This is a genomic window from Acidisoma cellulosilyticum (genome assembly GCF_020621385.1).
Taxonomy (GTDB): domain Bacteria; phylum Pseudomonadota; class Alphaproteobacteria; order Acetobacterales; family Acetobacteraceae; genus Acidisoma; species Acidisoma cellulosilyticum.
Genome location: NZ_JAESVA010000018.1, coordinates 1 through 17,846 on the forward strand (window position 1 = coordinate 1; position 17,846 = coordinate 17,846).

A 17,846-nucleotide genomic window follows, 5' to 3' on the forward strand; every position below is an offset into this window, starting at 1 on the left:
CACTCTTCGTCGCTGACATCAGATGGATAAGGCTTGCGGGCCCGGGAATTGCTCATGCCCTCGATTACGACATCGCCACCGGAAAGTACATGACACCCTCTAGTCGAGACAGATCTTGAACAGTCATTGTTAACCTCACTGTTGTTTAGAAAATCGGCATCCCGCCTGCGACAGTGACGAGCGCACCTGACATATAGCTCGCCTCATCCGAGGCTAGCATGACATAGGGCGGTGCCACCTCAACCGGTTGGCCAGGCCGGCCATAAGGTGTTTTGGACCCAAACGACTTGATGGCGTCAGGCTCCATGCCTGCGACGATGAACGGCGTCCAGATCGGACCCGGCAGGACAGCATTGACGCGTATGCCCCTATCGGCCAGCAGTTGGGCGAAAGCGACTGTCATATTGCCGAGCGCTCCCTTGGTGGCCGAATACCCGAATAGGCCCGCTGTCGGATGCTTGGTATTGACCGAAGCCGTGTTGATGATGGAACCACCGGGTGACATCACGCCGACAGCTGCTTTAGTCACGTAGAATGTGCCATGCACATTTGTCGCAAACATCCTCTCCCAATCCTCATCTGACGTATCTTCAAGTGACGGGGTCGGAACCTGGAAGGCGGCGTTGTTCACCAGAATGTCCAACTTTGCGAATTTTTCGACGACCCTTGCGATCGTCGACCGCGCTTCAGCGGCCTTTGAAATATCCGTCGGTATCAGCAAAGCTCGCACGCCCGCTTCGGTGATCAACGCCTCAACCTCGCGTGCATCAACTTCCTCACTCTCAAGATAAGCGATAGCGACATCAGCGCCCTCCCTTGCATAGGCAATGGCGACAGCGCGGCCGATACCGCTATCGCCACCGGTGATGAGCGCAGCCTTCCCCTGCAAGCGTTTGCTGCCCTTGTAGCTTTCCTCGCCATGGTCCGGCTTGGGCACCATCGGTCTGGTTTTGCCTGGAAAGCCCTGCTGCTGAACCTCGAAAGGCGGTTGCTTGTACAGCGTGGTCGGATTTTTGGTCATAGCATCATCTCACTTTTCATGCTGGCGTGCGCCGATGACGAAAGACATGAGAGACGTGGCAGCCGGCGCCAATGCAGCACAAGGAATTGTGTCAGCCGCGCTAAAGAAAGCGTGTCAGGCTGATCTTGTCTCGAGCCTTAATAAGGCAGCGACCTGGCTTGAATCTGTATCAAGCCGCATGACCTCTCCTAGTATTTTGGAGCGGAAAGGAAGTGTAATGTCTCGTGGTGATAAGTCGGCCTACACGGACAAGCAGGACCGTAAAGCAGCCCATATCGCCGAAAGCTATGAAAGCCGCGGCGTTTCCGAAGCTGAAGCCGAACGTCGTGCTTGGGCAACCGTGAACAAAGAAGACGGCGGCGGTAAAAAGAGCGGTTCAGGCGTTGGGCACCCCGTATCGCATGCGTCGTCTCGCAAAGGTGGCCACATCGGTGGCGCGGCCGCCGCCGCCCGACCGAAAGCGGACCGCGCCGCCGCCGCCCGCAAAGCGGCTGCCACGCGCAAAAGAAATGCAGCGAACAAGTGATAGTGGTTGTCTGACATGCCTCTTCACCTTACCTGGATCGATGGCCTGGTCCGACTGGCTTTGACGATGCTGGCGGCCGGTACCATCGGGTTCGATCGCGGCGCCCGCGGTCATGCGGTCGGCTTTCGGACGACCATCCTGGTCGGGCTAGCGGCTGCTGTCGCGATGATGCAGGCCAATATGCTTTTATCAGTCGGCGGAAAGACGCCAACCTCCTTCGGCACCATGGATCTGATGCGCCTGCCCCTGGGCATCCTTACGGGCGTGGGTTTCATCGGGGGTGGCGCGATTTTGCGACGCGGCGATCTTGTGACGGGCGTCACGACGGCCGCAACACTATGGGTGGTCACTGTCATCGGCCTTTGCTTCGGCGGAGGCCAACTGGATCTGGGCTTTGCCGCGTCGGTGCTCGTTATCATTACACTGGCAGCGCTTAGATGGTTTGAGGTCCGCATTCCACGCGAACGCAGAGCGCGCATCGTCCTTGAAGCCGCGGACGATCCCTTGCCTATTCCTGCACTTCCGGACTTGCTGGAAACCCACGGATTAAACACCCGATTCTATGCCCAGCGACTGGCGGGGGGCGGATCAACGCTAACGCTTGAATACGATATCGGCTGGATACAAAAGGATAAGGATGATCTTCCGCCTGACCTTCTGACAATCATTTCCTCCCGATACCGCATTCTCTCCTTCGAGATGACGTCAGAGAGTCATGCCTAGCTGCCCGCAGGCGGTCCACAACTCCCCGCGGTCTGCCAGCGTCTTAGAGCGCATTTCAAAACCAAGATGTGAGTGCGCGCATACAGATCAAAGAGCATGCGATCAGAGTGAAGGCGAGATGAATGTTGGCTCTTCGTTCGTACCGGACAGTGAGGCGCCGGAACCGAGAGAGCCAGGCAAAGGTTCGCTCGACGACTCAACGATGTTTTCCGAGATGGCTGCTGCTTTCGATCCTTTTCCTGGCAATACGATGCTTGATGCCGCGGTATGTGCATGCCCGGCGACAGCGCCTGTAATCATATCCTTTGTCGGCATGCAATTTCCCAGGCCGGTGCCGTGGGCGGCCACGCTTTCCGCGAAGAGATGGAAGGGCATCAAGGAGTGGCTCAAGCATGCGGCTATCATGAACATTGGCGCCACTCAAAAGGACTGTAATTGGAATGCCCTGTCGATCGGTGATGATGTGCCGTTTTGTGCCCGGGAGCCCGCGATCCGTAGGGCTCGGCCCGGTGGTTTCGCCGCCTCTTTTTGCTGCGATGGACGCGCTATCCATACACGCCCGGCTCCAATCCAGCCGCTCAGCTTGATGGAGGCGTGTCAGCAACTCGCGATGTAGACTGCCCCATACTCCAGCTATGTGCCAATCCCGAAGACGCCTCCAACATGTGACGCCAGAGCCGCAGCCTAACTCCCGAGGCAGCATCTCCCATGGAATGCCGGTCAGCAACACGAACAGGATCCCCGTCAGCGCCTCTCGGTCGAAAACGCGAGGACGACCACCTTTCGGACGGGAAGGAATGACAGGAAGGAGCGGTTCAATTACTGCCCAGAGTTCGTCGGAAACAAGAGGAGAAGCCATATAGCTTCATCCCTCTTTCCGATCTCGCGTACAACGGTTTTGAAAGGCGCTCTTACAACGCTTAAGCTCATCGCCGCGCAAGAGCGCCACGCACTCTAATGGATCGACCTGATCGAAAATGATCAGGAGCGGTAGTTGAGCACGCCGACCAACCGTTCCTCGCGGCTATCAGCGTCGTCCAGATCGAGTCCGACAACGACCAGGCTTTTGTTTTCCTGCTGGTAGTCTCGCTCGGTCGTGGATGGCGTTTTGAAGCGAAAGGTGCGGCCGTCATTAAGCAGCCCAAGCATCTCGCTATTTTCCTGAAGCTGGATAATGAATTTCTCGCCAGGCGTCGGCTTCTCGCTAGCCTTGACGTCAATCTGTGCGCTTGTGGCCATAGTTTACTCTCCTCTTTGTAGAGTTCCAATCCTGACGGCAGATTGGAAAGGCAGAGGCAGGCAGCAAGGCCGCCCGGCAGACACCTCCGTTAGTATCGATCAACTTCAGGTGTTTTCCATTTGCTGATGTGCAGACTCTGCGCCGCTTGTTCCCGGGGCAGCACACCCAACCTTAATCAAAGCTTGATGGCCGGCTTCCGGCGGTCGCGTGCAGAAAGGAAAAGCGCCATGGATTGTCGTGTCGATGGACAGGTCGCCATCGTGACGGGAGCAAGTTCCGGTATCGGCTATGGCTGTGCCGAGGCTCTAGCCGAAGCTGGCGCTGCCGTCACCATCAATTACAACAGCCACGCGGAGCCAGCGGAAAAGTTGGCCGAGCAGATCACGAAAGCTGGCGGTCGCGCCATAGCGATCGGTGCCGATGTATCCAAACCTGAAGATGTCGAAAGGCTTTTCGCTCAGGCGCTGTCCTCCTTCGGCGCTGTCGATATCGTCGTCGCCAATTCCGGCATGCAGAAGGACGCGCCACTGGTGGAGATGAAGGTGGAGGATTGGCAAAAGGTCCTGAACGTAAACTTGACGGGCCAGTTTCTCTGCGCCCAGGCCGGCGTCCGCCAGTTCCTCAAACAAACCGACCGCACTGTCTCTAGGGCGCGCGGTAAGATCATCTCTATGAGTTCGGTTCATGAGATCATCCCGTGGGCCGGCCACGTGAACTATGCTGCCTCCAAGGGCGGCATCTTGCTGATGATGAAGACGATGGCGCAGGAAGTCGCCGAGAAGGGTATTCGCGTCAATTCCATCGCCCCCGGCGCCATTCGCACGGGCATCAACAAGGCGGAGACCGAGGGCGACAAGGCCAAGGCGCTGCTTAAACTCATCCCCTATGGGCGCATCGGCGACGCCGCCGATATCGGCCGCGCGTCGGTATGGCTCGCCTCCGATCAGTCCGACTACATCACCGGCACCACGCTGTTCGTCGACGGCGGCATGGCGTTGTATCCAGAATTTCGCGGCAATGGTTGAGCCCATCCGGGCTTTTGCCGATATTGGCGACCACGGCGTCATCGGCGACCGCGCGACGATCGCCTTGGTGTCGCACGATGCGGCGATAGACTTTTTGTGCTGGCCTGAATTCGACAGCCCCACCATTTTCGCGCAGCTATTAGACCCGGATTGCGGCGTGTTCAGTCTGCAACCCGATTTGACCGACGCCCGCCGTATTCAGGCCTACGTCCCGGACACCAATATCCTGGTGACACGTTGGCTGTGCAATGAGGGGAGCGCCGAGGTGCTAGACCTGCTGGTACCCAAGGACGGCCCCTATGGCGGCCCGACCCGTCTTATCCGCCGGGCCACCGCAACGCGCGGATCGGTTACCTTCCGGCTCCTGTGCAGGCCACGCCCCGATTATGGACGCGAAACGCCGACGGCCGAGGCAAACCAAGATTCCGTCACCTTTCGCTCAGCCGCAGTCGAAAATCTTGTTTTGAGCGGCCATGAAGCTTTGAAAGCAGGCGATGGCGATGCCACAGCCACCTTCACCTTGGAAACCGGACAATCAGCCCTATTTCTGCTGAGCAGCCGGGATGAGGGCGAGATCGTCGAGCCGGCCATGCTCGAAGACATGATCGCACGATCAACCATGTTCTGGCAGCACTGGAGCAGCCAGTCGACCTATCGCGGTCGTTGGCGGGAGACGGTGATGCGCTCCGCCCTCGTGCTCAAACTCCTGACGTCTAGGCACCACCACTCCATCATCGCAGCACCGACGTTCGGCCTCCCGGAAGCCGGCGGCGGTACGCGGAACTGGGATTACCGCGCAACCTGGATCCGCGACGCTTCCTTCACCGTCTATGCCTTTATCCGGCTCGGTTACGTTGAAGAAGCGTCCAATTTCATGAACTGGGTCGAAGCCCGCGTCGCTGATCGTAGCACCGACGGCAGCATTCAGGTCATGTATCGCTTCGACGGCAGCAAAGACTTTCCCGAAGTCGAACTCGATCATATGCAAGGCTATTATGGCGCCCGACCGGTCCGCATCGGCAATGCCGCCACTGACCAGCAGCAGCTCGATATCTATGGCGAGCTGATGGACAGCCTCTACCTCAAAAACAAATACGGTCGCGGAATAAGCTGGGAAAGCTGGGGCAATGTGACGCACATGATCGATTATGTTGTTGATCACTGGCGAGAAGCGGATCACGGCATCTGGGAATTCCGTGGCGAGCCTCGGCATTTTCTTCATTCCCGTCTCATGTGCTGGGTCGCTGTTGATCGCGCGATCCGGCTCGCGACCAAACGCTCGCTGCCTGCTCCGTTCGAGCGTTGGACCAATGCGCGCAATAAAATCTACGAAAGTATTCACGTCGATTTTTGGAATGCCGATTGCGGCCATTTCACCCAGTGCACAGACAATACCGTTGTCGATGGCGCGATGCTGTTGATGCCTCTCGTACGCTTCATTGGGGCAACTGATCCGCGTTGGTCTGCGACATTGGACCAGATCACGGAACGTCTCACCGATGACGGAATGGTTTGGCGTTATCATGAGGAGGACGGATTGCCGGGTCAGGAGGGGTCGTTTACCGCATGCTCCTTCTGGTATGTCGAATGCCTTGCCCGGGCCGGAAGGCTTGAGGAAGCTCGAATGAAATTTGAGCGCATTTTAAGCTATGGAAACCACCTAGGGTTGTTCGCCGAAGAATTGAGCCCACGCGGCGAAGCCCTGGGCAATTTCCCTCAAGGCCTAAGCCACCTAGCATTGATCAGCGCAGCCTTTTATCTGGATCGAGCGTTGTCTACTGGTAAAGACGGCGAATGGCGGGCGTGATGCTAGAGTGGGGGCGAATTTGAGGTCATGGTTGAGTAGCTCGGCTATTTGGCTACGAAGGGTTAGCCAGTTGCAGACCGCAATCAGGACATGGTGACCGGGAGGCAGATATTGTCGGTAACGTGCTAAAGCCGCCTCATTGAAGGCCGCGGGTCACCCAATCTCGGCTTTTAGTCGCCGGATAGTGACGGGGGACGGTGCGACACTACATGAACGCTGAACAGCGACCGGATCGCCCAATGCCGTCAGATAATAATGACACGCAGTCCGTGAGGCCTATTGAGCATGTTGTGGTGCTCATGCTGGAGAACCGGTCCTTCGACTCAATGCTTGGTCGGCTCTACCCGGACCGTCCCGATTTTGATGGACTGACGGGGCAAGAGGCCAATCCATGGCACCGGCAGGACGGTCGCGTCATGGTCCCAGTCTGGAATGATGCTGGTCTGAGCCGCGCGACCGCAGCGGGGCCCGATCCAGATCCAGGTGAGCTCTTCCACGACATGGAAGCGCAATTCTTCGGGGCCGCCGGCATGACGCCCGATGGTCAAGGGCTTGGCATCCCTTCCATGAACGGCTTCGTCGATAGCTATATGCGGCAGCCACGCGGGCTGGATGATTCCGTCCCCGATCCGGCCGCGATCATGCATTGTTTCTCACCCACCCAGGTTCCGGTCCTGAGCGAGCTCGCGCGCTCCTTTGGAGTGTCTGACCGTTGGTTCGCATCCGCTCCCTGTCAGACCTGGCCCAACCGCTTTTTCGTCCATACCGGGACCGCGGGAGGCTGGGTGAATAATGACCCTCCACACTTTCCCTATCGTATGCCGAGCCTGTTCCGTCGCCTCACAGAGCACCGAAAGGATTGGGCCGTTTATTTCCACGACCTGCCAAATACGGCCCTTCTAACTGATATCTGGTCCCGTCTGCCGACACCAGACTTCCGGCTCTATGAGCACGAGTTCGCGGAAGATGCGCGCAACGGCATCCTGCCCGCCTATACCTTTATTGAGCCCCGCTATTTGGTAAGCCGCTTCCGGGCCAAGGTTCCCAACGACCAACATCCGCCGACCAATATCATCCATGCTGAACAATTAATCGCTGAGACCTATAACGCTCTTCGGCAAAGCCCTCAGTGGACCAAAACCCTGTTCATCATCATCTATGACGAACATGGCGGCACTTATGACCATGTAGCGCCGCCGCCTGCGACGCCTCCAGGCGGTCCTTACCCTGACGGCTTTACCTTTAACCGCTACGGGGCGCGCGTGCCCGCGGTGCTCATTTCACCCCATATTCCTGCCGGTAGCGTCATTCGCCCTGCAGATCCTGAGGGAGCGCCTTTTGACCACACGAGTGTCATCAGGACCGTGCAGGAGTTGTTCGGCCTCGGGTCGCCGTTGACCGACCGCGTTGCTGCCGCACCATCGCTCTTGCCAGCTTTGGCTAACGATACACCGCTCAATATGGGGCCAGAGCGCATTGCTTTTGTGCCATCACAGCCGACGCCGGAAGAAATCAGCCGCCTCCGTAAGACGGACAATGTTGCCGGCCTTCAGTTCAGTATGAGCGGCTTCGCTGCGACGCTGCTTGGCACGATCGCTCGGATCTCCGCTCATTTCCGGCATGGCGTAAGACGATCAGGCCATCGCGCGGGCGTTTTTCCTGCCCGGCGGCGCAAGGCCGATAGAAAGGGATGGCCGCTGTAGCGAAGGGCGGAATGCCAACGGCAAAAACATCAAAGGCAATTTCCGCTGGCTTAGGAGCTTGACCAAAGGATAGCTAAGCTCAGCTGCCACATTAACATCCAACAGCGCGAAATCAATTTCCCACTCCCCAGCAGCCTCTAGGGCGTTGACCGCCCCAGGGAACGGTCCCACCACAGAACACCCCTGATCTGACAGCACGTCTTCCGTCGACGGCAATCAGCATTTCGTCCTCCAGGATCAGAATCCGGCAGCCGGACATTGCGGGATCGGCCATAACGCAACATCGCAAAACGCGGATGCGATCACAGTACGCAATATGCGTGACTAGCGCTCCATGCCATGGCATTGATGTGGCCGCTTGCCACCTATAGCGCATCAGTTGTACGCTGTTGCGGCTTGCCGAAGCTGTGAGTTGCTAAGTAAAAAATAATGCTCACAAAAACACTAAATGTCTCATCAACGGAACAGTTTTTTACTGAGGATCAAACCAGCCGCTGCAGCCAGAAGTAATGCGTTGATTGGGTTACGCCCTCACATAGGTCGAGACTTCCTCCAGGCGATTTTTCCCACCTTCTGAAATTGTCCTATACATCTCCGAAGCCCTGCCCGAAAGCGTATTGGTCCCGTCATTCACCGCGCGGTTTTGCTGGGCTGACATGACCGTATTTAGTTTCTGCGAAAGCGCTACAACATCGGCCCTCAGGATTGCAACCTCGTCTTCTAAGGATGTCGAGAAAGCTTTGAAGTTGGATGGCTTGTCAGACACTGGAGCATCTTCAATGTTGTTTTTTGGTTAGTGCTATAGGAGATCGTCAGAGCGACCTAGCTTCAAATTGTGAAATTGCAAGGCCTTCATTCACTTGCAAAGCAAGCTCGGCGTTGCCACACGGCCGTAGGAGCCCGCGTAGCCCAGAGCCACCAATTCCGCGTAAAGCTGCTTGACGGTGCGCTTCTGCTTCCGGGATCGCGCGGCCTCCGCCCCGAGCTAATTCGAAAGCGGCTCCGTGAACGCGTCCAGCTTGCTCCGCCGCTCCGGAACCGTGAACTTCGGTTCCACCAAACCCGCCCGGAGATACTTTCAGATCGTATTCCGCGACAGCCCCGTTCGTCGCGATATCTCCCGACTCGGTAGCTTATCGCGAAACGCCCAACGCCGGATCGAGCTCAGCAAGGCCATGTCGATCACTTCTGGATCCCCCGCTGCTCTCAGCAGGGAGAAAATTCAAACATAGGTCAATTCTCAATGGAAAATTTCCCCTAACCCCGGTCACCTCTCGGTGGAATTCAACACCCTTTAAGGAACATCGACAAGAGCCACTTACTTTCTGGAGGACTCATTGATATGAGGAAGAGTCCATTCAGAGCAGTGCGGCAGAAATAGCAAAAGTTATTTTTATTTTCTGAAATTAAATGCGTCGACCGGTTGAATCCACCCTTCCTTATTTCGTGTGAGTGCCTGTGCGGTCCCGCGCGTCAATGGTTCACTCGCTCGCCAGCATGCCCTGCAAGTTTGCGTCGCGGAAATTGAGACTTCAGCAAGTCACTCGGCGAGGCCTGCGAAGCTGACACCTTGGCCTAAGAATGGCCACGTTAAATTAAAAATGAGATGGCCCCGGTTGGCTGGACAGTTTGGCGGCAAAGATAAGCTATTCCCTGGTTCCTCTTATGCCGCCAGCTTCAGGCTCGACACCGTTGAGCCTATCTCGTTGTAAGCCTCTTCCGGGGTTTGGCCGCCCAACGAAGAGTGTGGCCGCCGCGTATTGTAATGGCCGATCCACTTCCGCAGACCGGCATGCAATGCGAGACCCGTTTCGAACGCATGCAGGTAAACGCATTCGTATTTCAACGAACGCCACAGCCGTTCGATGAAGACGTTATCCATCCATCGGCCCCGCCCGTCCATGCTGATCCGCACGTTCGCATCCGCCAGCATCTGAGTGAACGCCAGGCTGGTGAATTGACTGCGCTGGTCAGTGTTGAAGATGTCGGGCGTGCCATGCAGGGCCAATGCCTCCTGCAACGCCTCCGTGCAAAAGGCCAAGTCCATCGTGTTCGACAGCCGCCACGACAGCACCCGGCGGCTGTGCCAGTCCATGATCGCCGTCAGATACAAAAAGCCGCGGCGCATGGGGATATAGGTGATGTCGGAGCACCAGACTTGGTTAGGCCGCACGATCGCCAGATCGCGCAGCAGATACGGATACACACGGTGCTCGGGATGCGGCGCGCTGGTATTTGGCTTTTGATAGATCGCCCGCAGCCCCATCTTGCGCATCAGCCCGACAACCCGGTTACGGCCAACGCGGTGGCCCAGCCGATGCAGATGCCGCATCATCTGGCGCGAGCCGTAATACGGGCAATCCAAAAACGCCTCGTCGATCAACCGCATCAACGCCAGCGTCGGTTCGCTCTCGCCCACCGGCTGGTAATAGCGGCCAGACCGGCTGATCTGGAGCAGTGCGCACTGCCGCACGATCGACAACTGCGGATGCGACCCGTCCACCATAGCGCGCCTTCGTTCCACGCTCATCGACCAGAGGCCTTCGCCAAAAAATCCCGTTCCACCACCAACTGGCCGATCTTGGCGTGCAGTCGGGTCAGTTCCGCTTCCCCCGTCGCGACGGCTGCTTCCGCCTTGCCGGAAAACGTCGAAGCCAACCCCTCGATCGCCTGCCGCTTCCAGGCTGCGATCATCGTCTGATGAATGCCGTGTTTGGCAGACAACTCTGCCAGAGTCAGCTCGCCCTTGATCGCCTCCAGCGCTACCTTGGCCTTGAACTCAGCCCCGTAGCGCCTCCGTGTCACCTTGCCCATAACGTCCCGTCTCTTGCTCACGCGGGAATAGCTTATCACCCTGTCCGAAATCCTGGAGCCAGCTCAAAAAGGCCCGGAGCAGCTTGCTGCCCCGGGCCTTTCTTGACGTTTTAGTCAGGGTGGCAAAGTTAGGCTGCCGACGCTATCTCGCTATTGTCAGCAATGGAGACGGTTTCGGCCGCTGCCGGATCGGGCAACATTTCGGCTTTGATGTTGCGAGCTTTAGGGGAGCGTTGCCCCGGCTTTTTCGATACGGCGCGCTTCAGCTTCTCCGTCGTCTCAGCCTTGATGGCGGCGACTTTGCTGGTGCGGCTTGTCTTGAGAGCCCTCGTGGACTTCGCAGCAGCGGTAACCTTTACAGGACTCACGTTAACCGATGCTGCGGTCTTTGCAGCAGCTTTATGCTCTTTGATCTGTTCACGAAGCTTGATGATCGTCTTCTCAAGCTTCGTTACGTGGATTTCGAGATCGGCCTTATTCATTTTAACCGCAGGAGCAGCTTTGGGCGCTGTCGTTGCTTTTACAGTCTTCGTGCGGAAGGCCTTCGTGGCCGCGATGCGCAGCTTGGGTGCCGCAGACTTTGTACGCGTTGACGCTATTGATCCTTTGGCCTTGCGAACGATTGGGGTGGCGGTTTTCTTTGTCGCCGTGCTGCTTGCGGCACGAGTCTTAGTAGGAGCCCGGGCGGCAGACGTGGTTTTCTTCGCCTTTGTAGCAATGCGAGCCATTCGGATGACCTTTCTAAAAAAGTATCAAGTTTGATCTCTCAGTCATTCGAGAAACTGGTTGGATTTTACTCTTGTTCAAGCGCCTGTTCCATAGATTTCTACAACAAAATTATTCCTTTCAGAAACTTAGCGAATTTTGCCAAAGAAGAGAAAAAGCTGAAATCTCTAAACCTCATTCACTGGCAGGGCATATTTTCGTTTTTAGTCTATCTGCTTCAAAGCCGATGTCCGCTTCCGATGGATTGAATGTTTGCCTAGCGAGCCGCATGTTCGAGAAAGTAGACGGTGCTGATCCCAAGGGGCTGTGCGGAAATATGACGTTGCCAGAGCTCTTGCTGACCGATCCGATTCAAAAGTTTATCCCCGACGGCGGCGATCTAATTCACTGCGCATGCTTGGGATGGGACGGCATGCATTGCAGGAAGGCAATCGGAAGATCTTCGTTTGCGCGGTAGACGTCGGACACGGGCAACAAGCGTCCACGCTGTCGAACTGGTCCCGTTTGTTTCGAAGTTTTCAGCCAGTCTGGGACATCTTCCGAGCCATGCGTATGGCCGCTCGACAGCCCATCGCCTTGAGAGGACTTCAAAGTCCGAAGCCGTGTCGGATCGTCTGATAATCTGTACCGTCCAGCGCCAGAATGCGTGCAGCGCCTGACGCAGCTTGTTACCGGCGTAGCCACCGTCAGCGAGGATCTATCTTAGCCAAGGATAGAACCTGCAAATGGACGCCAGCACCCTCACAGCGCCATCTCGACCCTGATGCTGGCGATATGCACGACCAATCCGACGAGATGACCGGCCGTATTGGTGACGATGTACTGTCTGCGACCCTTGATCTTCTTGCCAGGGTCAAACCCACCTGGGTCGCCGCTCTCCCTTGTCATCCCAATTCAATGGAGCGTGCCGGGTCGGGCGTAACCCGGCGTCTATCCATCTCGCCTACAGATCCCGGTAGGTAACGCGTTAACCGAGCCGCTTCCGTCCGCGCCTGGCTTCTGGGAAACGCGTGATTGTCACGCCCGCCTCCGTCGCGACCTCTGGCTGATCCGTGTCACCGGCCTCCCAAGGTGTCGCGTCCGGCTCCGTCTTTACGGGTGGTACGGGCGCGGCGTCGGGTTCAGGCACCCAGTGACCCTGTATATGGGCCGCCTCACCCTCCCCGCTCTTGGCCACAACAACCTCGTCCTGCCACAGCATCTCGATCTGATCGACGTGCTCGATCCGGCGGAATTCCAGGTCAGCCGCTGTCGAGGTCTTGGCTTTGCCTTTGCGGCGACCGAGTTGGGAGACGGGCGCCAGTGGCGTCTCAACGTCCGGAACCGGCGATAAAGCCAACCCAACTGTTGCGATCAGCGACGGAAGGTGCGCCGTTTCGATCTCATGGCGTGACAGATAGGCGGCGAGGATGGCGGTGGCCGCCTCTTGAATAGCGCGTTGGATCATCGATTCCTCAAGCAAAGCTAGACCCGCTTACCGTAGTGGGGCACCTCTGGCCCTCGTTCGCCCTGCATCCCACCCTTGCTCAAAGCTTTTGGGCTCCCAAGCCAGCTATCAGATCAGCCGCACCATACCTGTGGTGGCGGATCGTGCAGTAACCGTACCCGTTTCACCCCTCGCCGCCTTCGGCCATTTCGCGCGCAATATGCCCGTAGGCCTTCGGATCCAGATGACGCGAGTCTGCCGCCAAGGCGCGCAGGGCGGCAAGCCCTGACTTGGTGAAAAAGGCGCGCGGCCATGGCGCCATGGGCCGGATCTCGAGAAGCTGGCGTTCGACCATCGACTTGACCGCCGGCGGGAGCTTGGGCTGACCCGCCTCCAGCCCGCCGCGCCAGACCCGGAGGAAAATGCCGTCAGCCACGCGGGGATATTGACCGAAATGCAGACCAAATGCCTGGCGGATCAGCGCACGCTCGCCGGTGGTAAAGGTAGGAGCCGGCGACGCGGGCGGCAAGGATACGGGCTGCTTCATTGGAGGGGCCTATTCGATATCCGTGCGGTCAACGGGAACGGACACGCCCTGGGCATCTTGGTCGTCGCCCTTTGCCCCAGCTTCCCAGGCCGTCCAAGCCGCTTGATCGAACGCGGCGATCGCTTCGTCCATATCCTCCACACTCGTCCTCAGTGCGTCCACAAGACCTGCCAGCCGCGCCACCAAGTCCTCCTCGAACGCGATGCGCGGCGTTCCGGCCCACACACCACCGAACTGGCGTCCCGCCAGCCGCCATTCCTCGACCGTAACCGGAGGATCGAACACACGCCGACCGTCTTGCCCCCAAACTTCATCCCGTCATCTGACATGCGGTCGCGCTTCATTTCCAACGGAAGGACTCCGTCTCCACAGTCTGTCGCGTCGCATTAGCACTTTAAGCGCTCAAAGCATCTAGCCTCGTTTTCTGAGGAGCTGAAAGCCCACCCTAACCGCAGGAAAGTCGCAAAAATCGGGCGCATGTTCCTTATTTGTTCGTATCGTGCTAAACCTCGCACCATGGCTGAGGCGCAAAATTCGAAAAGTTATCCACATCAAGATGGGCGCCTTCTACGCGTCCGTCGAGCAGCGCGATAAACCTAATCTTCGAAGGCTGCCTTTGTGATTGGCTGTAGCGCACGGCGTGGCGGCCGCGGCGAGCTTTGAAGCACTGCTGTTTCGGGCTCGCTCCGCTATGCCCTCAATCGTCGCCATGCGGCCCTGCGAATACCACTGCTGATGCTGAGCTTGCCCTTGGCAATCTGACTCTCTAACGATTGCCGTCCATTATCCCGTCGTTCGCAGGCTCACTTTCCACCGGTTTTATTGCATGATCACGTTCAAGAACGTCACCAAACGCTACGACAACAGCACTATCGCAGTCGATAATCTGTCGCTTGAGGCACCAAAAGGAAAAATCACGATCTTCGTTGGACCGTCGGGCTGCGGCAAGACAACGTCTCTGCGCATGATCAACCGCCTTATCACGCCGTCCTCAGGCACGATCATGCTCGATGGTCAGCCCACGGAGGCGATAGACCTCGCGCGGCTAAGGCGTAAGATCGGCTACGTCATCCAACATGCCGGGCTCTTTCCGCACCTTACCGTTGTGCAAAATATTGCGACAACCGCCCGCCTCATCGGTATCGCCAAGAAGCAGGCTCTGGGCATTGCCTCCGAATTAATTGAACGCGTTGGGCTCGATCGCACTTTCGCGAACCGCTACCCTTGGCAGCTTTCGGGCGGCCAACAACAGCGCGTGGGTGTTGCGCGCGCATTGGCTTCAGATCCTGAGTTCATGCTGATGGATGAGCCTTTCAGCGCGGTCGATCCGGTCGTGCGTCATCAGTTACAGGAAGAGTTTCTGCGACTGCAGCGCGACATCGGCAAGACCATCATCATGGTGACGCACGATATCGACGAGGCGCTAAAGCTCGGCGATCAGGTCGCGGTGCTGCGCACTGGCGGCATTTTAGCGCAGATAGCGTCGCCGCAAGAATTGCTTTCCAAACCCGCCGACGCTTTTGTCGCTGATTTCGTGGGTCGAGATCGCGGCTATCGATATCTGGGCTTTGTCGACGCCACGTCTTCGCTTGCGGTGGCCGCGGAGCCCGCCGCACCACTTGGAACCGAACCGTCGACGGCCCGGGCACTTACACGGGACCGCTGGATACTGGTCACCAACGCGGCTGCACAGCCGATGGGCTGGGTAGATCTTGACCAGCAAACCGGCCCGATCCGCGAAAGCGATCTTAATCTTAGTGGAACGCTCGCGTCTCAAAGTGGCAATCTGCGACAGGTGCTGGACGCCGCACTGAGCGCGCCATCCGGCCGCGGCGTCATCGTAGGCACGAGCGGCGCGTTGCTCGGTTCGGTCCGCTTGGCAGAGATTGTAACGGCAATCGAATCGGCCAAGGCCGTTGGAATGGGAGCGCGGTCGTGAATTTTGACTGGCTCGCAGGAGAAGCTGGGGACATTGGTAATTTCTTCGCTTGGCATGCGGCTTTGTCCGTCATCCCCGTGGTCGCAGCACTGGTGATGGCGCTGCCAATTGGCTGGCTTGTCAAGCAGTCGGGCGTTCTACGCCCCGCGCTGCTTGGCATTGCCGGCCTGCTCTACACCATCCCATCACTCGCGCTTTTTGTTCTCTTGCCGCTTGTCCTCGGCACCCAAATTCTTGATCCGCTCAACGTCGTTGTCGCATTGACGCTTTATACATTGGCCCTGCTGGTGCGAACCGTCTGCGACGGCCTGGACGCGGTTTCGGCCGATGTTCTCCAAGCAGCGAATGCCATGGGATACCGGCGTTTTTCCCGCTTCTTCCGGGTAGAGTTGCCACTGGCGGTGCCCGTCATCGGTGCCGGTCTTCGGGTCGCTGTCGTCTCCAATGTAAGTATTGTCTCGATCGCGGCGCTGATCGGCACACCGCAGCTCGGTGCGCTCTTTACCGAGGGCCTGGAATTGCACTTTCTCACACCGATCCTGACGGGAATCATTCTTTGTGTCGCCCTAGCCGTCTCGTTAGACGGCCTTGTCATCTTCCTCACGCGCCAGCTGACACGCTGGCAACCGCGGAGCTGACTCCATGATTTCCTGGATAACCAATCCCCAGCACTGGACCGGGTCGGACGCAATTCCACTGCTGATCGGTCAGCATCTGGCTTACAGTGCGGTCGCGTTGGCGATCGCGGTTCTGATCGGCTTTCCCATTGGGCTTTATGTGGGCCATACGCGGCGCGGTGTGGTGATGGTGGCCGGCACCGCGAATGCACTGCGCGCCCTGCCGAGCCTTGGCCTCATCGTGTTGCTTGTAATCCTCTTCGGGCCAGTTTTTGCCTCAGACCTAGCCTTCTTGATACCCTGCGTGATCGTATTAGTGCTCCTAGCAGTACCCCCAATCATGACAAATACTTATGCTGGGATCGCGGCCGTAGACCCAGCCGCCGTCGATGCGGCCCGTGGCATGGGATACAGTTCGCTTGGTGTGCTGCTGCATGTCGAACTGCCCTGCGCGCTGCCTCTAATTTTTTCGGGGCTTAGAAGCGCGACCCTTCAGGTCATCTCCACAGCTACGATCGCCGCCTATGTTTCGCTTGGGGGCCTTGGCCGGCTGATCATCGATGGACTGGCTCAACGCGACTATTTCGAAATGGTAGCAGGCGCCGTCCTTGTCGGTGCGCTTACGCTTGTCGTCGACCTTCTCATTGCGCTCGCCTCACGCTTCACCCTATCTCGCGGGTTAATGCGCTAATGTGCGGGTGCCGTCTTAAACCTAATCAGGATCGTTGAGATGACCAAATCGTTATTGCGCAACGCAGTCTATGCTTGCGCCACTCTTTCTTTAATGGCCCTGCCTGCATTGGCGGCCGATCCTTTCGGCACAGCTGCACCGAAGCGCCAATCCAAGGGAACCATCATCGTGGGCTCCGCTAATTTTCCGGAAAGCCAGCTGATTGCCACAATCTATGCGAAGGCTTTGAAAAGTGCCGGCGTTCCTGTCGAAACTCACATGAACATTGGCAGCCGGGAGGTCTATATCCCCGCGCTGATCGATGGATCCATCGACCTGCTGCCTGAATATTCTGGGAGCATGCTGACCTATCTCGACAAAAACGCCACTGCGAGTTCTCCGACCGATGTTGCGACCGCGCTGAAGGCAGCGCTGCCCAAAGGCGTTTCGATCCTGACACCATCTGCCGCCCAGGACGCAGATACCGTTACAGTGACGCAGGCGACGGCCACGAAGTATCACCTGGCGTCGATCGCCGATCTGAAGCCGGTTGCGGGCGATTTGGTATCGGGTGGTGCACCTGAGTGGCAGACACGGGAGGAAGGGGCGGTCGGGCTAACAAGGATCTACGGCGTCACATTTAAGTCTTTCAAGCCTTTGGACGAAGCCGGTCCGCTGACGCTATCTGCTCTTGTTAACGGCCAGGTGCAGGCGGCGGATGTCTATTCGACTGATCCGTCGATGGCTGCCGATCATCTTGTCGCGCTGTCCGATCCCAAGTCACTCTTCCCGGCGCAGAACGTCGTGCCAATCATCGCGACTGCGAAAGTAAATCCAATTGTAATCAAGACGCTCAATGCCGTCTCCGCCGCGCTGACGACCGATGATCTGATCAAGATGAACGTCGCTCTCGGCAATCATGAGAGCTTCAACGAAGTCGCAAAGGATTGGCTAAAGGCCCATAATATCAAATAATTTTCAAGCGATGACGTCTTGCAATTTTTTAGTTCGGTAAAGTGTCGTCGCTTTTTTAGTGTTATGTGCCGTATCGTGTGTTCGGCG

General features: G+C 57.6%; 17 protein-coding genes and 3 pseudogenes. 10 read left to right on the forward strand and 10 right to left on the reverse strand.

Annotated features, from left to right (window positions below; translation table 11 throughout):
• Positions 1–145: 145 nt before the first annotated feature.
• Positions 146–1,021, reverse strand: coding sequence for an SDR family oxidoreductase (locus tag ACELLULO517_RS26885; RefSeq protein WP_227310630.1), 876 nt, complete (start codon positions 1,019–1,021; stop codon positions 146–148).
• Between the two features lie 217 nt (positions 1,022–1,238).
• On the opposite strand from ACELLULO517_RS26885, the gene ACELLULO517_RS26890 reads away from it, so the two are divergent.
• Together ACELLULO517_RS26890 and ACELLULO517_RS26895 are read left to right on the forward strand one after the other, a co-directional pair.
• Entirely contained in the window at positions 1,239–1,547 is a 309-nt protein-coding gene (locus ACELLULO517_RS26890; protein WP_227310683.1) for a plasmid stabilization protein, read from the forward strand.
• A gap of 15 nt (positions 1,548–1,562) precedes the next feature.
• A complete protein-coding gene (locus ACELLULO517_RS26895) occupies positions 1,563–2,270 on the forward strand; it encodes an MgtC/SapB family protein (protein WP_227310631.1) in 708 nt (235 codons plus the stop codon).
• Positions 2,271–2,325: 55 nt separating this feature from the next.
• On the opposite strand, the pseudogene ACELLULO517_RS26900 reads toward ACELLULO517_RS26895, so the two are convergent.
• Positions 2,326–3,129 (reverse strand): annotated as a pseudogene (locus ACELLULO517_RS26900) (IS5 family transposase).
• A 122-nt stretch (positions 3,130–3,251) separates the two neighbouring features.
• The gene (locus ACELLULO517_RS26905) at positions 3,252–3,509 is read right to left on the reverse strand and encodes a hypothetical protein (RefSeq protein WP_227310632.1); all 258 of its coding nucleotides are present in this window, start codon (positions 3,507–3,509) and stop codon (positions 3,252–3,254) included.
• A 228-nt stretch (positions 3,510–3,737) separates the two neighbouring features.
• On the opposite strand from ACELLULO517_RS26905, the gene ACELLULO517_RS26910 reads away from it, so the two are divergent.
• From ACELLULO517_RS26910 to ACELLULO517_RS26920, 3 genes are all read left to right on the forward strand, one after another.
• The gene (locus tag ACELLULO517_RS26910; RefSeq protein ID WP_227310633.1) at positions 3,738–4,535 is read left to right on the forward strand and encodes a glucose 1-dehydrogenase; all 798 of its coding nucleotides are present in this window, start codon (positions 3,738–3,740) and stop codon (positions 4,533–4,535) included.
• On the forward strand, positions 4,528–6,342 hold the full coding sequence (locus ACELLULO517_RS26915; RefSeq protein ID WP_227310634.1) for a glycoside hydrolase family 15 protein: 1,815 nt from the start codon (positions 4,528–4,530) through the stop codon (positions 6,340–6,342). The genes ACELLULO517_RS26910 and ACELLULO517_RS26915 overlap by 8 nt, the downstream gene beginning before the upstream one ends.
• 209 nt (positions 6,343–6,551) lie before the next feature.
• A complete protein-coding gene (locus ACELLULO517_RS26920; RefSeq protein ID WP_227310635.1) occupies positions 6,552–8,045 on the forward strand; it encodes an alkaline phosphatase family protein in 1,494 nt (497 codons plus the stop codon).
• A gap of 880 nt (positions 8,046–8,925) precedes the next feature.
• On the opposite strand, the pseudogene ACELLULO517_RS26925 reads toward ACELLULO517_RS26920, so the two are convergent.
• From ACELLULO517_RS26925 to ACELLULO517_RS26935, 3 genes and pseudogenes are all read right to left on the reverse strand, one after another.
• A pseudogene (locus ACELLULO517_RS26925) lies at positions 8,926–9,222 on the reverse strand (IS21 family transposase); the annotation flags it as partial.
• Positions 9,223–9,708: 486 nt separating this feature from the next.
• Positions 9,709–10,859, reverse strand: a protein-coding gene (locus ACELLULO517_RS26930; RefSeq protein ID WP_227310636.1) for an IS3 family transposase whose coding sequence is annotated in 2 segments (ribosomal slippage) — positions 9,709–10,589 and positions 10,589–10,859 — 1,152 coding nt in all. Because the reading frame shifts where the segments join, the coding sequence is not laid out codon by codon here.
• Positions 10,860–10,987: 128 nt separating this feature from the next.
• Positions 10,988–11,587: a hypothetical protein gene (locus ACELLULO517_RS26935; RefSeq protein ID WP_227310637.1), complete on the reverse strand. Its 600-nt coding sequence runs from the start codon at positions 11,585–11,587 to the stop codon at positions 10,988–10,990.
• Positions 11,588–11,658: 71 nt separating this feature from the next.
• Between ACELLULO517_RS26935 and ACELLULO517_RS26940 the strand changes: the two genes are divergently transcribed.
• Positions 11,659–12,042, forward strand: a complete 384-nt coding sequence (locus ACELLULO517_RS26940; protein ID WP_227310685.1) for a hypothetical protein — start codon at positions 11,659–11,661, stop codon at positions 12,040–12,042.
• Here ACELLULO517_RS26940 and ACELLULO517_RS26945 read toward each other — a convergent pair.
• From ACELLULO517_RS26945 to ACELLULO517_RS26960, 4 genes and pseudogenes are all read right to left on the reverse strand, one after another.
• Positions 11,965–12,470 (reverse strand): annotated as a pseudogene (locus ACELLULO517_RS26945) (transposase); the annotation flags it as partial. The gene ACELLULO517_RS26940 and the pseudogene ACELLULO517_RS26945 overlap by 78 nt on opposite strands.
• An 82-nt stretch (positions 12,471–12,552) precedes the next feature.
• The gene (locus tag ACELLULO517_RS26950) at positions 12,553–13,032 is read right to left on the reverse strand and encodes a hypothetical protein (RefSeq protein WP_227310638.1); all 480 of its coding nucleotides are present in this window, start codon (positions 13,030–13,032) and stop codon (positions 12,553–12,555) included.
• 163 nt (positions 13,033–13,195) lie between these two features.
• Entirely contained in the window at positions 13,196–13,558 is a 363-nt protein-coding gene (locus tag ACELLULO517_RS26955) for a hypothetical protein (RefSeq protein WP_227310639.1), read from the reverse strand.
• A 9-nt stretch (positions 13,559–13,567) separates the two neighbouring features.
• A complete protein-coding gene (locus tag ACELLULO517_RS26960) occupies positions 13,568–13,843 on the reverse strand; it encodes a hypothetical protein (protein WP_227310640.1) in 276 nt (91 codons plus the stop codon).
• Positions 13,844–14,384: 541 nt separating this feature from the next.
• Between ACELLULO517_RS26960 and ACELLULO517_RS26965 the strand changes: the two genes are divergently transcribed.
• From ACELLULO517_RS26965 to ACELLULO517_RS26980, 4 genes are read left to right on the forward strand one after another with little or no spacing between them, the layout of a single operon-like run.
• Complete coding sequence (locus ACELLULO517_RS26965) at positions 14,385–15,497, forward strand: ABC transporter ATP-binding protein (protein WP_227310641.1); 1,113 nt, start codon at positions 14,385–14,387, stop codon at positions 15,495–15,497.
• Positions 15,494–16,135, forward strand: coding sequence for an ABC transporter permease (locus ACELLULO517_RS26970; protein WP_227310642.1), 642 nt, complete (start codon positions 15,494–15,496; stop codon positions 16,133–16,135). Before ACELLULO517_RS26965 ends, ACELLULO517_RS26970 begins: the two co-directional genes overlap by 4 nt.
• A 4-nt stretch (positions 16,136–16,139) precedes the next feature.
• Positions 16,140–16,805 (forward strand): ABC transporter permease, encoded by a 666-nt coding sequence (locus tag ACELLULO517_RS26975; RefSeq protein WP_227310643.1) that lies wholly within the window; start codon positions 16,140–16,142, stop codon positions 16,803–16,805.
• A gap of 39 nt (positions 16,806–16,844) precedes the next feature.
• Positions 16,845–17,759: an ABC transporter substrate-binding protein gene (locus tag ACELLULO517_RS26980; RefSeq protein ID WP_227310644.1), complete on the forward strand. Its 915-nt coding sequence runs from the start codon at positions 16,845–16,847 to the stop codon at positions 17,757–17,759.
• Positions 17,760–17,846: the final 87 nt, after the last annotated feature.

Bases quoted from the DNA above. Each gene is read 5' to 3' on its own strand.
- ACELLULO517_RS26885 (WP_227310630.1), bottom strand. From the start codon at position 1,021: ATGACCAAAAATCCGACCACGCTGTACAAGCAACCGCCTTTCGAGGTT.
- ACELLULO517_RS26915 (WP_227310634.1), top strand. From the start codon at position 4,528: ATGGTTGAGCCCATCCGGGCTTTTGCCGATATTGGCGACCACGGCGTC.
- ACELLULO517_RS26890 (WP_227310683.1), top strand. From the start codon at position 1,239: ATGTCTCGTGGTGATAAGTCGGCCTACACGGACAAGCAGGACCGTAAA.
- ACELLULO517_RS26935 (WP_227310637.1), bottom strand. From the start codon at position 11,587: ATGGCTCGCATTGCTACAAAGGCGAAGAAAACCACGTCTGCCGCCCGG.
- ACELLULO517_RS26975 (WP_227310643.1), top strand. From the start codon at position 16,140: ATGATTTCCTGGATAACCAATCCCCAGCACTGGACCGGGTCGGACGCA.
- ACELLULO517_RS26895 (WP_227310631.1), top strand. From the start codon at position 1,563: ATGCCTCTTCACCTTACCTGGATCGATGGCCTGGTCCGACTGGCTTTG.
- ACELLULO517_RS26980 (WP_227310644.1), top strand. From the start codon at position 16,845: ATGACCAAATCGTTATTGCGCAACGCAGTCTATGCTTGCGCCACTCTT.
- ACELLULO517_RS26965 (WP_227310641.1), top strand. From the start codon at position 14,385: ATGATCACGTTCAAGAACGTCACCAAACGCTACGACAACAGCACTATC.
- ACELLULO517_RS26905 (WP_227310632.1), bottom strand. From the start codon at position 3,509: ATGGCCACAAGCGCACAGATTGACGTCAAGGCTAGCGAGAAGCCGACG.
- ACELLULO517_RS26920 (WP_227310635.1), top strand. From the start codon at position 6,552: ATGAACGCTGAACAGCGACCGGATCGCCCAATGCCGTCAGATAATAAT.
- ACELLULO517_RS26955 (WP_227310639.1), bottom strand. From the start codon at position 13,558: ATGAAGCAGCCCGTATCCTTGCCGCCCGCGTCGCCGGCTCCTACCTTT.
- ACELLULO517_RS26950 (WP_227310638.1), bottom strand. From the start codon at position 13,032: ATGATCCAACGCGCTATTCAAGAGGCGGCCACCGCCATCCTCGCCGCC.
- ACELLULO517_RS26910 (WP_227310633.1), top strand. From the start codon at position 3,738: ATGGATTGTCGTGTCGATGGACAGGTCGCCATCGTGACGGGAGCAAGT.